Source organism: Shewanella sp. DNRA4 (assembly GCF_012843185.1).
In the GTDB taxonomy this organism is placed as follows: Bacteria; Pseudomonadota; Gammaproteobacteria; order Enterobacterales; family Shewanellaceae; genus Shewanella; species Shewanella xiamenensis.
In genome coordinates, this window is record NZ_JABAIP010000004.1 from 142,680 (window position 1) to 156,339 (window position 13,660).

The 13,660-nt window shown below is 47.6% G+C and carries 13 protein-coding genes; 6 read left to right on the forward strand and 7 right to left on the reverse strand.

What is annotated here, in order from left to right; genetic code table 11:
- Positions 1-95: 95 nt before the first annotated feature.
- Both HG547_RS05810 and greB read right to left on the reverse strand, forming a co-directional pair.
- On the reverse strand, positions 96-2,462 hold the full coding sequence (locus HG547_RS05810) for a Tex family protein (protein ID WP_169547274.1): 2,367 nt from the start codon (positions 2,460-2,462) through the stop codon (positions 96-98).
- A 129-nt stretch (positions 2,463-2,591) separates the two neighbouring features.
- Positions 2,592-3,107 carry a transcription elongation factor GreB gene (greB, locus tag HG547_RS05815; RefSeq protein WP_169547275.1) on the reverse strand — a complete coding sequence of 172 codons (516 nt, stop codon included), beginning with the start codon at positions 3,105-3,107 and terminating at the stop codon, positions 2,592-2,594.
- A gap of 376 nt (positions 3,108-3,483) precedes the next feature.
- Between greB and ompR the strand changes: the two genes are divergently transcribed.
- From ompR to HG547_RS05830, 3 genes are all read left to right on the forward strand, one after another.
- Complete coding sequence (gene ompR, locus HG547_RS05820) at positions 3,484-4,209, forward strand: two-component system response regulator OmpR (protein ID WP_037423742.1); 726 nt, start codon at positions 3,484-3,486, stop codon at positions 4,207-4,209.
- A 40-nt stretch (positions 4,210-4,249) separates the two neighbouring features.
- A complete protein-coding gene (gene envZ / locus HG547_RS05825) occupies positions 4,250-5,566 on the forward strand; it encodes a two-component system sensor histidine kinase EnvZ (protein ID WP_037427393.1) in 1,317 nt (438 codons plus the stop codon).
- A 116-nt stretch (positions 5,567-5,682) separates the two neighbouring features.
- Positions 5,683-7,659 carry a methyl-accepting chemotaxis protein gene (locus HG547_RS05830; RefSeq protein ID WP_169547276.1) on the forward strand — a complete coding sequence of 659 codons (1,977 nt, stop codon included), beginning with the start codon at positions 5,683-5,685 and terminating at the stop codon, positions 7,657-7,659.
- Positions 7,660-7,742: 83 nt separating this feature from the next.
- On the opposite strand, the gene HG547_RS05835 is transcribed toward HG547_RS05830, so the two are convergent.
- Complete coding sequence (locus HG547_RS05835; protein ID WP_169547277.1) at positions 7,743-9,020, reverse strand: DUF5666 domain-containing protein; 1,278 nt, start codon at positions 9,018-9,020, stop codon at positions 7,743-7,745.
- Between the two features lie 89 nt (positions 9,021-9,109).
- On the opposite strand from HG547_RS05835, the gene HG547_RS05840 reads away from it, so the two are divergent.
- The 3 genes from HG547_RS05840 (at position 9,110) to HG547_RS05850 (ending at position 11,522) form a co-directional block, all read left to right on the forward strand.
- Positions 9,110-9,778 carry a response regulator transcription factor gene (locus HG547_RS05840; RefSeq protein ID WP_037423754.1) on the forward strand — a complete coding sequence of 223 codons (669 nt, stop codon included), beginning with the start codon at positions 9,110-9,112 and terminating at the stop codon, positions 9,776-9,778.
- Positions 9,750-11,042, forward strand: coding sequence for a HAMP domain-containing sensor histidine kinase (locus HG547_RS05845; RefSeq protein ID WP_169547278.1), 1,293 nt, complete (start codon positions 9,750-9,752; stop codon positions 11,040-11,042). The genes HG547_RS05840 and HG547_RS05845 overlap by 29 nt, the downstream gene beginning before the upstream one ends.
- A gap of 90 nt (positions 11,043-11,132) precedes the next feature.
- Positions 11,133-11,522 carry a NirD/YgiW/YdeI family stress tolerance protein gene (locus HG547_RS05850; RefSeq protein ID WP_037423760.1) on the forward strand — a complete coding sequence of 130 codons (390 nt, stop codon included), beginning with the start codon at positions 11,133-11,135 and terminating at the stop codon, positions 11,520-11,522.
- A gap of 386 nt (positions 11,523-11,908) precedes the next feature.
- Here the strand turns inward: HG547_RS05850 and HG547_RS05855 are convergent, their stop codons facing one another.
- The 4 genes from HG547_RS05855 to HG547_RS05870 all read right to left on the reverse strand — a co-directional run bounded on the left by HG547_RS05855 (position 11,909) and on the right by HG547_RS05870 (position 13,644).
- Positions 11,909-12,385: a peroxiredoxin gene (locus HG547_RS05855; protein WP_037423763.1), complete on the reverse strand. Its 477-nt coding sequence runs from the start codon at positions 12,383-12,385 to the stop codon at positions 11,909-11,911.
- Between the two features lie 200 nt (positions 12,386-12,585).
- A complete protein-coding gene (locus HG547_RS05860; RefSeq protein WP_169547279.1) occupies positions 12,586-12,936 on the reverse strand; it encodes a DUF6547 family protein in 351 nt (116 codons plus the stop codon).
- Positions 12,937-13,038: 102 nt separating this feature from the next.
- The gene (locus HG547_RS05865) at positions 13,039-13,269 is read right to left on the reverse strand and encodes a hypothetical protein (protein ID WP_169547280.1); all 231 of its coding nucleotides are present in this window, start codon (positions 13,267-13,269) and stop codon (positions 13,039-13,041) included.
- A 105-nt stretch (positions 13,270-13,374) separates the two neighbouring features.
- On the reverse strand, positions 13,375-13,644 hold the full coding sequence (locus tag HG547_RS05870; RefSeq protein ID WP_144375885.1) for a hypothetical protein: 270 nt from the start codon (positions 13,642-13,644) through the stop codon (positions 13,375-13,377).
- Positions 13,645-13,660 lie beyond the last annotated feature (16 nt).

The following is a 13,660-nucleotide window of genomic DNA, read 5'->3' on the forward strand; positions in this document are numbered from 1 at the left end:
TTACCTGTCGTAGCAAACATGCAACAATTTTGTGATTGAGGGGTAAAAAATGTCGACTCGGGCACATGCTAACGCCCGAGTCGCATCGAGATGACTTACTTTTTCAACTTAGCGAAAGCATCAGCAAAGGCATTGCCCATCGCCGCATTGACAGGGGCTGGCTTGGGTGCTGACCGCCCAGACTGAGGTTGTGATGATTTGTGTTGTGACGCTTTGTGCTGATTCGGCTTGTTACCCTGATGCTTACCCTGCACTGGCGTGCGAGTTTGCGACTTACTCTGATCAATCGCCTCATCCAGACGCATACTCAGGCCAATTCGGCGACGCTCCACATCCACTTCCATCACCTTCACTTTTACCACATCACCCGCTTTGACCACGGTATGGGGATCGGTAATAAATTTGTCGGTTAATGACGAGATATGCACTAAACCATCTTGGTGCACGCCGATATCCACAAAGGCACCAAAGTTAGTCACGTTGGTGACAACGCCTTCGAGGATCATTTCAGGTTTCAGATCCTTAAGCTCTTCAACCCCATCTTTAAACTTAGCGGTTTTAAACTCGCCACGGGGGTCACGGCCAGGTTTATCCAGCTCGCTAAGGATGTCGGTCACTGTCGGCAGACCAAACTCAGGAGTCGTAAACTCCTGCGGTTTGATGTTGCGTAATAATTCTGAATTGCCGATAAGGCTCGCCACATCGACTTGTTTGGTCTTGGCAATCGTTTCGACCAACGAATAGGCTTCGGGGTGAACCGCTGACATATCCAATGGATTATCGCCGTCACGAATACGTAAAAAGCCTGCGGCTTGCTCAAAGGCTTTAGGGCCTAAACGCGGTACTTTTAACAGCTCTTTACGATTTTTGAAGGCGCCGTTGGCGTCGCGGTAATCCACCACGTTTTTGGCCAAGGTTTTATTTAAACCTGCAACTTGCGATAGCAAAGGCACAGACGCCATGTTTAAGTCCACGCCCACACCGTTTACGCAATCCTCGACCACGGCTTCGAGCGAGCTAGAAAGCTGGCTTTGACTCACATCGTGTTGATATTGACCAACGCCAATAGACTTAGGCTCAATCTTCACCAGTTCCGCTAATGGGTCCTGTAAACGACGGGCAATTGAGACCGCGCCGCGAATCGAAACGTCTAGCTCAGGGAATTCTAATGCCGCCAGTTCTGATGCGGAATACACCGAGGCGCCCGCTTCGCTCACCATCACTTTGGTCAGCTGTGGTTGGCTATCCTTGAGGCTGGTAATCAACTCAGCCGCTAATTTATCGGTTTCGCGGGAGGCGGTGCCGTTACCAATCGCGATTAACTCTACCTTATGCATTTGCACTAAGTTGGCGAGGGTACGAATCGACTTGTCCCATAAATTCTGTGGTGCATGGGGGAAAATCGTGGTGTGTGCCACCAACTTACCCGTGTTATCCACCACGGCGACTTTAACGCCAGTACGTAGACCTGGGTCTAGGCCCATGGTTGCCTTGGCGCCCGCTGGCGCGGCCATCAGCAAATCACCTAAGTTACGGGCAAATACGTTAATGGCTTCCGCTTCGGCGCGCTCACGCATTTGCGAGATAAACTCGGTTTCCATTTGCAGGGCAATTTTAATTCGCCACGTGGCAGTAACGACCGTTTTGAGCCACTGATCCAGACTGCTATCGCCCAGCTTTAAGCCTAAATGCTCACTAATAATGACTTCGCAGTAACTGCCTTGACCCGCCTCTGCGCCAGGATCGGCATTCATCGATAACGACAGGAAGCCTTCATTACGGCCACGGAGCATAGCTAAGGCGCGGTGAGATGGCACTTTGGCCAAAGGTTCGTTGTGCTCGAAATAATCGCGAAACTTCGCGCCTTCCTTCTCTTTGCCGGCAATAACACGGCTCTCTAACACACTGTTTTGGCTTAAATGTTCGCGAACTTTACGCAGTAATTCCGCATCTTCGGCGTAGCGCTCCATCAGGATATAACGGGCACCTTCCAATACCGCTTTGGTGTCGGCAAAACCCGCTTCTAGATTCAGATAACCCGCAGCCAATGCTTCAATATCGGCATTGCGATCCGCTAACAAGGTTTCGACCAGCGGCTCTAATCCCGCTTCAATGGCAATTTGGCCCTTAGTGCGACGCTTAGGTTTGAAGGGAAGATACAGATCCTCGAGACGCGTTTTACTATCGGCGCCTTCGATTTCCCGTTGCAACTCAGGCGTTAATTTACCCTGCGCTTGAATGCTGGATAAAATCACCTGACGTCTGTCATTTAACTCACGCAAATAACCTAAACGGCTGTACAGCGTACGTAACTGGGTGTCGTCTAAACCACCAGTCGCCTCTTTACGGTAACGGGCAACGAAGGGAACAGTAGCACCATTGTCGAGCAAATCTATGGTGGCAGTGACTTGATGCTCACGAACATTGAGTTCCTGTGCAATAATTTGGGCAATAGTCTGCATAAATAAAGTATCGTGCCTAACGGTTTGATTAATCCTAATTGCGCCCAAGATACCACAGGCGCAGTCGTTGTTTCATATGATGCGAGCGATTTGCCGCTGAAAATCGCCGAGAGTTTGATCTCGCAAGGCTTATTCGCCCTCGCCCTCGCACATCGAGTCAAGCGGAATCTCGAACGGCGTATAACGGATTTCGTTGATATACCATGTCTTTGGGCCTGAGGGCGTTTGCACTACCACTTCATCATCAACTTGCTTGCCGATAAGTGCCCGCGCCATGGGAGAATCAATGGTGATATAACCCAGTTTAGTATCGAGCTCATCTTTACCGACAATCCGATAACGCACCCGCTCACCGGCGTCGTTTTCAAGCTCAAACCAAGCGCCAAAGTAAATTTTGCCTTCCTGCTGCGGCGAGTAATCGACAATTTTAAGCTCTTCGAGGCGCTTAACTAAATAGCGGACACGACTATCTATTTGACGCAAAAGCCTTTTGTTGTAAGTGTAATCCGCATTTTCACTTCGATCGCCCTGCGCGGCGGCCTCTTGCACTTTGAGGGTGATCTGCGGGCGATATTCCTTCCACAGGTATTTTAATTCTTTATCTAAGGTCATCCAGCCTTGGCGGGTGATCAAATGCGCTTTCATGTTAAGACTCTATAGTTAACTAACAACGAGCATAATTTTAAACAGGCGTGGCACTGATGATACTCAGAGTCGCCGCCAAAGTTAAGGACTAGCAAAAAGCACCGCTGCCAGAAATGCCAATTTAGTTACAATTTCATATGTATAGTGAATATATTCAACGATTCCCATGCAATTTCATTTGCTTAGTATTAACATGAGTTGGCAATTTGTCGCATTCGACCGTGGTTGGCTTACATCATGAGCTAGTCGCTCAGATTGAATCCAGCTATATTAAGCGCATTCTTGGCAGATTCGTTTTCAATTTCAGCCAGTTAATCTTTGTTGTATGACGGCATAAAAAATAAAAGCAATAATCCGAGCAATTTAAGGACATCCCATGGGACAAGAAACCTCGAAAATCCTCGTTGTCGATGATGATATGCGCCTACGAGCACTACTCGAGCGTTACCTGATGGAGCAAGGCTATCAGGTACGCAGTGCGGCCAATGCTGAGCAGATGGACCGTTTACTGGAGCGAGAAAACTTTCATTTGATTGTGCTCGATCTGATGTTGCCCGGGGAAGATGGCTTATCTATCTGCCGTCGTCTGCGCCAACAGGGCAGCACCATTCCGATTGTGATGCTCACCGCCAAAGGCGATGAAGTCGACCGCATTATCGGCTTAGAACTCGGTGCCGATGATTATCTACCAAAACCCTTTAACCCACGGGAATTATTAGCGCGGATTAAAGCGGTGATGCGCCGCCAAATTCAGGATGTGCCCGGCGCGCCCGCGCAACAAGAAGCCGAAATTAGCTTTGGTGAGTTTTCCCTCGACCTAGCAACCCGCGAGATGTACCACGGTGATGAAGCCATCGCGCTGACCAGTGGCGAATTTGCGGTATTAAAAGTGTTAGTTACCCATCCACGGGAACCGTTATCGCGGGACAAACTGATGAACCTCGCCCGTGGCCGTGATTATTCGGCGCTCGAGCGCTCGATTGACGTGCAGGTATCGCGTCTACGGCGCTTAATTGAAAAAGACCCCGCTAATCCGCGCTACATTCAAACCGTGTGGGGATTAGGCTATGTATTTGTACCCGACGGTGCCGCCCGTCGATGAGCTGCTTTTGGCCTGTTGTTGACGCTTTTTTGGCACGACTATGAAACTTAAGTGGTGGCAGCGACTCCTTCCGCGCAGCGCCTTTAGTCAAACGGTACTGCTGATTGGTTGTTTGCTGCTGATCAATCAGCTGGTGTCCTATGTCACTGTCGCTGTGTATGTGTTGAAACCCAGCTATCAACAAATCAACCAGTTAATCGCCCGTCAAATCAATCTGTTATTTGTCGATGGTGTCGATATCGGCCGCGAGCATTTAACCATAGTCGATGCGCTCAATGCCAAAGTCCGCGACGATGGTATGAAGGTGTATAACCAACAGCAAGCCCGTGAAGCGGGCATCGAACAAGCCACCTACTACGGTTTTTGGTCATCACAGATGTCGGAATATCTCGGTGGCGATGCCGAAGTCCGTGTTACCCACGGCAGTGTTTTGCAAATTTGGATCCGCCCACCGCAGGCGCCGTCTGTGTGGATTAAAGTGCCGCTGATTGGGCAAAATGTTTCCGACTTGTCGCCACTGACCTTGTACTTGATGGTGATCGGCGCACTCAGTGTTGCCGGCGGATGGTGGTTTGCTCGCCAGCAAAACAGACCATTAAGGCGCTTACAAAAAGCCGCGATCTCGGTGTCCCGTGGCGAGTTTCCCGATCCTTTGCCGCTTAAAGGCTCCAGCGAACTGGTGGAAGTGACCAACGCCTTTAACCAAATGGCCCATAGCATGAAGCAGCTAGAGCAAGATCGTGCACTGTTGATGGCGGGAATTTCCCACGATTTGCGCACGCCGCTGACCCGCATCCGCCTTGCCTCTGAGATGATGGTTGAAGAAGATCAATATCTTAAAGACGGTATCGTCAACGATATTGAAGATATGGATGCCATTATCAGCCAATTTATTGCCTATATTCGCCAAGATCAGGAAGCCAGCCGCGAGCCCGGGCAAATCAATAAACTCATTCAAGATATTGCCCAAGCCGAAGCCAACCGCGACGGTGAAATTGAAGTCGTGCTGAGCGATTGCCCCGAGGCCTTATTTCAAGGGCTGGCGATTAAGCGGGTGTTGAGCAACTTAGTTGAAAACGCCTTTCGTTATGGCTCCGGCTGGGTGCGGATAAGCTCGCAATTTGACGGCAAACGCATCGGCTTTAGCGTTGAAGATAATGGCCCAGGGATAGATGAATCACAAATTCCTACACTCTTCCAACCTTTTACCCAAGGTGATATTGCCCGTGGCAGTGTCGGCTCAGGGCTTGGGCTCGCCATCATCAAACGAATTATCGACCGCCACCAAGGCCAAATTACCCTCTCGAATCGCGCCGCAGGCGGTTTAAAAGCCCAAGTTTGGCTACCGCTAGAATAATCCCAAAATCATAATGACAACGCTGACATTTGATTGGTTCTGTCATATTTATGTCACGCGAAATTCATAAACTTTAGGAAGTTAACTTACCTTAAGTTTCCAATGAAGATTGCATCATGAAGATTTCGACCTTGTCACGTACTGCTTCAGCGCTGTTGTTATTGCTTGCGGGATTATTAGCAGCAGTAGTACTTTGGAGTAGCGATCAAAGACAGCAGATTGAGCAACAAACCCAAGTACTCCAAGGCCTGCAACAGGACTTTCTCGTAGGCGTTCGCCGCGATCTTGATGGCTATTTAACCAGCGGCAACGCGACCCAACTCGAAGAAGCCAAAGCCAAGCTGAGCAAAATCAAAAACCAACTCAGCGAACTCAACCTTGCCGCATCAGGTAATGCCGATGAGGAATTACAGGCCGGCCTGAATCAATTCATTCAAGACTTAGACACTAAATACCGCGCGGCGGGCAAACTCGCAGGCAACCCAAGACAACTGCTGGCCCACGCCGAATCCGAAATGCTCGACTATAACCGCAGGCTTGGTAGCTATGCCGACAAAGGCTTAGCCGTTAATGCAGCAATAGCCGAGCAATATTTGCAATTAAGCCGTGACTTTCCCAGCATTGTTTATCAACTGTCGCAGCTTACCGATGGCTATCTCATTGATAAAAACCAGCAACTTAAGAACATTCTCGACAGCACCAGTAAAGCACTTAACCAATGGCGCGATCAACTCAACACCCTGCCATTAATCGGTGTATATGAACAACAGGAAGCCGATGAATTTGCCCTCGGCGCAAGTGAGCCGCAGCAAATTGAAGTGGGCGAAAATGATCGCTACGAGCTGCTAAGCCTTGCCAATCGATACAATAAAGAAGTCGCCAACACCCACCAATTGCTGCAAGCCAATCAGGAGATGCAAGCGCAATTAATTCAAGCGATTGGCAGAGTTGAACAGCAGCTCATTGCCCTCGGTGAGGCACAGGCCGCCAAAAACCAACAGCTCAAATATGAGTTACAAGTCATTCTTTATGCAATGGTTTCGATTATGGCGCTGTTTGCTATCGGCTATTTAATCCTGCAACAGAACCGCGTGGTTAAACCCCTTAAACGCCTCAATCAAGCCTTTATGCAATTAAGCGAGTCCAACAGCCGTGAACGTTTGGACATCAATCGCCGCTGCGAAACCGGCCAAATTGCAGGGCATTTTAATCAGCTACTGCATCGTTTTGAACAGGAAGATGAACTCCAACGCCAACAAATGACTAAGGTTTCTCAATCCTTAAGTCAGTTGGTCGCGCGCATTACTCAACTGTCGCAGCACACCGAACACACTCAGACCATAGTCGCCGACACGCAGTCGCAAACCGAGCATATCCGTAGCCTCGCCAATGAGGTCAGTCATACCTCGGCTCTAGTCGAGCAGAGTGCGGTCGAAACCATGCGCCAAATGCAGTCGAGCCAAGCCGAGGCCGAAGCGGTACTGAGTGCCACAGAGCAAACCCAAACGGCGGTTGGCCTTTGCCATGCCTCGCTCGAAAGCCTGAATAACTCAGTGGCAGATGTGGCAAAAATCATTGATGTAATTGGCAATATCGCCGAGCAAACTAATTTACTGGCACTTAATGCCGCTATCGAAGCCGCCCGTGCAGGCGAGCAAGGTCGCGGTTTTGCCGTGGTCGCCGATGAGGTGCGCAGCCTTAGCCAACGTACTCAGGTATCGTTAAATGAAATTGTGAAAATCCTGCATCAGCTCACCCAATCTAACCTTGCTCTCGGCGAGAGTGTCGATGGCATTGCCCAAGCGACCGATAGCCAAAAACAGCGGGCACAAAGCCTATGGCAAATGGCACAAACCGTACAAAATCAAGCGAGTGAAATGGCCAATACCGCCAAACAAGGCTCGCTCAACGCCAAGGAACAGGTGGATTACCTCGATGAATTTGTTCGCAGCATGGATAACCTGAAAGACCAAGCGCAAACCAGTTCGCAGCAGAGCGAAGTCATCGCCCAAGAAGTGCAGCAAAGCGTGGAAAATATCGAAACCAGTTTAGGTATTGCCGACAGTCGTGTCGTGCCAATGCGCGCGGCTTAAGCTTAAGCACATAAAAAATGGCAGCGAGAAAATAATCTCGCTGCCATTTGCAGGGGTTAACGAGCGTTAGTCGTTAACAGGCATTAGTCGTCAATGCGACAACTGTGGATTTGCATGCCATCAAACTGACATTCCACATTAACCCATTTACTATCAAAGCTTGCTAATGAGGCATCACTAGCATGGTAACCCCACAGACTGTTCTGGCTCACCTTTCCGTTTAGATCCAACTCATTACTCTGCTGTTCAAGATCAATTTCCTTCACTAGCCATTGGCCATCGGCTAATTCAACACCTTCAATTTGCAGCCATTTTTGATCAAGATTTGCAAGGGTTAAGCCATCATCAAACTGGGTTCTCGCGTCGATAATAAAGGTAAAGCCATTGATTTGTAGCTGGTTATCGCTATCGAGCGTAGCTCGCCCTTCAAGCTCAAACTTGTTGCCTAAATCGGGTAATGGGCCACCCGCATCTGAACTTTCAAAGTCGACCTCTTTGGCCCACAGGCCCTGCGCAGTAGATTGAATATCCACCTCTAGGCGCTTACCTTCCAGCAAATTGGTGCGATTACCATCTTCAAATTGAGTCTGTTCATTCACATAGAGTCGTGTGCGGCTATTAAGCTCAAACTGGCTCTTGTCTTGGTTAACCCAAGTTACTGTGCCCTCTAACTCCATCTCGTTGAACGTCGGCACATCACTCGCATCTTCTACGTCGACTTCATGGGCCTTAAATACGGCACCATCCTGTTGACCTTCAACCTCAACCCACACACCTTCGGCTAACTGCCCTTCTAACTCGGCATTGGCGTAATCGATCAAGGCTGAGCCTAGGCGGAATTGCTGCATAACAGGATCAAGCTCTGTTACTCGACCTTCAATTTCAGCAATTGCGAGATTAGGGAAAAGGTTAATCGACTCTACCTGCCATTGTCCGACCACTGTGGGGTAGCCATTTACCGCTACCCAATCGCCCTTTTTATATTGGCTAGCTGATGCAACGGCTAACTGTATGCCATTGACCGTAATATTATTTTGATTGATGGCACTGATTTCACCGACCAGCGCAGGATCGACAGCAACCGTTTTAGCCTGCTGACCTTGGTTAACCAAATCTAGGCGCATCCCCACTTGAATTGCTTTGGCATCCAGTGGTTGTTGTTGATAACGAATATCTGCATTGGCGATATTAATCTTGTATCCATTCACAGTGATCTGTTGATGGTCTGCGGACACCTGGGTCACAGTCCCCATCACTTTAGCGGGTAAATTCGCGGGAGGTGGCGTCACATCCGTTGATGAACCGTCGCCACCACAAGCGGTTAATAGTAATGCGCTAATACCTACTAAGTGCTTATTCATTTTTTTCTCCCTTATTTACCTTGTTAAATCAACGGCTGGCATCTTAGTATGGGAAACGTCAAGCAAACGTGAAGAAATGAAGATAACTAATGAAAGTATTAATTGTTGATGACAATCATGATGTTATAGAAACAATCATGGACTATTTAACCCTCGAAGGCATTATTGCTGACTGCGCCTATCACGGTGAAAGCGCCATCAATTTAATACAGCAAAACCATTATGACGTGATCATTATGGATATTATGATGCCCAAATTAGACGGTATTCGTACGGTCAAAAAACTGCGCGAAGAGCTGTTTTGTAATACGCCGATTTTGTTTTTAACCGCTAGAGATAGCCTGCAGGACAAAATTGACTCCTTTACCTCGGGCGGTGATGACTTTTTAAATAAACCCTTCGCCATGGAAGAACTATGCCTGCGTCTACGGTCACTGCATAACCGCGGGCCGCGTTTAGATGTAGGTATATTGCGCTTTGGTGAAATCAGCTTAAATGTCGCAACGCAGCAAGTATGCCGCGCGGGTAAGGAAATCAAGCTGAGTAAAATCCAACGCACGATTTTGACGCTACTGCTCAAACATGCCCCCGCCATTGTGAGTAAAGAACAAGTTATCGATGCGGTTTGGGGTGACGAAGCCCCCTGTAGCGACGCGCTTCGTAGCCATATTTACGGCCTGCGTAGTGCATTGGATAAGGGCTTTACAGATTCCAAACTAGAGACGATTCATGGCCAAGGTTACCGACTCCTCCCCTAAGCCATTACCGAGCTTATACAAAAAAATTCGCCTAACGTTTTTAGTGCTCACGAGCCTAATGTTCGCGATTTTCTGGGGTTTGATTTATATCGCCGAAGAACAAATTGAGGTCATTAGCCTTGAACACAAACTGGCGACCGAAACCCGCGAATACCAAAAAAACTATCAACGATTTGGCGATAAAGCCCAGCTCCCCGATATCCACGAACTCACCACCTATTGGAGCAAAGAGTTTGTGCCGCAATGGCTGCAAGCTTATCAACAAACGGGTTTTTATGAGCACCAATTGGGCGCCGAAGATAAGCACTTTTTGATTTCGCCGCACCCATCAGGACAAGGTTTATTGTATGTGGTGTATAAGGATGATGCGGATGACTTTCTCGATGGATATGAGGACAGGCTGCATATTTTGATATCCCTCTTCGGAGTAGGTTTACTGCTGTTCATCATGGCCTATGGCTTATATTTTGTGCGGCTACTATCGGCACCATTTTTTGAAATTGAACGCAAAATCAATGCGCTGACGCCAGAGGAGCCAAGCTTTATCCCTAGCACGCCCTACCGTGAAACCCGCCATATCGAACAAACGCTACTGGAAAATAAAGCCAAAATTGCCGCCTATTTTACTCGGGAGCAGGAGTTTAGCCGCTTTGCCTCCCATGAACTGCGCACGCCCATTATGGTGATCCAAGGCTCGACAGAATTACTTAAAAAACTGCCAAACAACGGGAACGAAGCCCAGCAGCGGATCGCTAACAAAGCCATTGCCCGCATTGATTACGCAAGCCAACAAATGAAAACCCTCACCGAAACCTTTTTGTTATTAGGTAAGGAACAGATTGAATCGCAACACTATGACCAAGTTGATTTAGCCGCACGACTTACGCAGCTATTAAGTGAAATGGCGCAGCATTTTGCCAAACACGAAATCCGCTATCAGCTCAGCGTTAACGAAAATACCGCCATTTGCGCACCGGTGAGTTTTGTGGACATAGTGATAGGCAACTTAATTAAAAATGCCTTTAACTACAGCAGTGGCGATATTGAAATCACGCTGAATAACAATCAACTAACCATAAAAAATCCGCTTAGCCATCACAGCGCCGAGCCAACTGGCTATGGCTGTGGTTTGATTATTATTGAACGTGTCTGCGAGCGTATGGGGTGGCACTTTTCGGCCCAAAGCCTAGGGAATGACTATCTGGCAACAATCCAATTTATGGATAACGGCGAGCCACAACAGCATCTAAATGAATCCGCTTAAATTCTTCACAACTGCTTCACGCTCGTCTTGGCATGATACTCGCCGCAGATGAGTCGCCCAGCGGCGTAAGATTAGAAAGAGGACATTTAGATGAATAAAATCACCTTAAGCATGTTAGCAATCACATTGTCATTGAGTGCCTTGTGCAGCCAAGCTGGATTTCAACCAACAACGGGCGAACCCCAATTACGTGGCGGCTTTCAAGGCCCTAGTGCACGGCAAATCATTCATGATGTCGTCAGTGCGCTCAATGCCAGCGATGACACTCAAGTGGAGTTAACCGGCCATATCATGTCTTCAATTGGCCACGATGATTATATTTTCCGTGACAGCACGGGAGAGATTAAAATTGAAATTGACGATGATCTGTGGCTCGGACATACCGTCACGCCTGAAACCCAAGTCATTATTCGCGGTGAAGTGGATAAGGACTGGTCAGAAGTCACTATCGATGCCGACAGCATTCAACTCGTTCAATAACCGTATAAAAAGCCCGAATAAAAAAGCCAGCCTCATCTAGGGCGTGTTAACGTTTCAGGGTTATTTTTGCAGCAATTTGGCTGGCTTTTATGCAAGGCAAAGTCCGTGCTGTGTAGTTATTCTACATAAACGGACGATAACGCAGCAGAAACGCCAGCCAAATGCTGCCCGAAGGGTTCGTCTGGCAAGCACTTGCTCTTACTTTCTGTCATAAGAGCCGCTCGTCATTTGAGTAGAATAACTACACATCATTCCTCGTTTCGCGAGCACGTGCTTGCCAGAACGAACAAAATCTAATCTCGAAACGTTAACACGCCCTACTGGCTATTGTTCTCGCTCAAGCAAGCGACACATCAGCCCCATAAGCGCAGGGGCATCCGCTTATCTTAACTTAAAGCCGCCAACACCACTTCGGCTTTACTCACTTCAAATGACTTAGGTGCTTCTACATTCAGTAACGTCACCACGCCATCATCGATAATCATCGCATAACGTTGTGAACGTACACCACCAAAGCCAGCGGTATCCATCTCTAATCCGAGCGCCTTAGTAAAGCTGGCATCGCCATCGGCTAACATCAGTAGTTCAGACGCATTTTGCGCTTCGCCCCACGCTTTCATCACAAAGGCATCGTTTACCGATACGCAGGCAATTAAATCAACGCCTTTGGCTTTAAACTGATCGGCCAGCACCACATAACCGGGCAAATGCGCTTCAGAACAGGTTGGTGTGAAAGCACCAGGCACTGCAAATAACACCACTTTTTTACCCGCAAACAGCTCGGTAACTTGATGATTTACCATGCCATCTTTTGTTAATTGGCTTAGCGTCGCCGCTGGTAATTTTTGACCTTGAGCAATCATGTCTCTCTTCCTTTAGTTAACGTAACTCGACCATACTAGCCCGAATCCGAAATGATAAACACAGAGAGAAAGAGGGGGGATTTGTAGCAGAGGGAACAAAGTACCGATAAATAACGAGAGTTGCTTAGTCTTGCATCGCCAAAGGCGGAAAATTGTTGGCCAAAATCAGCACAAACCAACTCATATTGAACGGCAGATTATCACTCCGGCCAATCATCTCCTGATTGCCTTGCGCAATAATCAAAATTTAACTCTGTCCCAAAAGGCTGATTAGGTAACTCTTTGCCGTTGATAGAGATTGTGAGATTGCTTAAGTGTTGAAGTTCGCTAAAGTAAGCCAAAGTATCATGGATTCCACTCGATTTAGTTTCATTTATTAACCTAGCAATAAGGTTCTTTTGCTCTGTGGATAAACTAACTAAGAGATTATTTATTTCCTCGTTTTCCGATGTTGCTGGAAATTGACCTTTCTTCACCCACTCTGATTTAACTGAACGACTTCGTTTAACGAGTTCATCAATCATCGATTTGTATTCATCCAGTGAATTCACACTATCCTTAAGAGGGTTATAACGAACGTCCACAGCGGTGCCAAGCGGCAAAGGTTGCTAGCAGCAGGATCTTGTTATGTGGTGACTTGCGTGCCGATGTCATTATTGAAATTCCCACGGGATTTCCTTTTTGAATAGAGCAATTGCCTGCTCAACAAGCTCAAGATCAAGGTCCTTTTTGTATAAGGTGACCTCTCGGGTCTTTTGAGTATCATCCCGGAAGACTTCCATAAGTATTTCGCTACCAGAATAAACTTCTATTCCGATACCATCCCTACTACCGCCAACATCACTAGCAATGATGTATTTTTCTAACTTGGAGTGCTCACCCATACTTGCTACTCAATTATTGCCACACAACGCCGCCAGCAGCGGCCGAATGGAACGAGATCAGAGACCAACGGAAGCTATGCAGGCTTGATTATATACAATTAACAACTACAAACATCCTCTATAGATATTTACCAAGGATATGCTCATAGGGTGCTTCCTATCAAAAGCAACATAATACATTTGGATAAAATCTTGATCTGAATTCAATGGTGATTCAATGTGTGACGGAATGTTATGTACAGCATCCATTAAATCTGCCACACACTCTGATTTTTCACCATTTAAGTTATCCCAACTTATAGTTCTCGCAAGCAATATTGCTTGACGCAAGACCTCAAGGTGGGCACTTGCCTCGGGCGATAGCTGACTTTTCATTTGATGTCCTTGACAT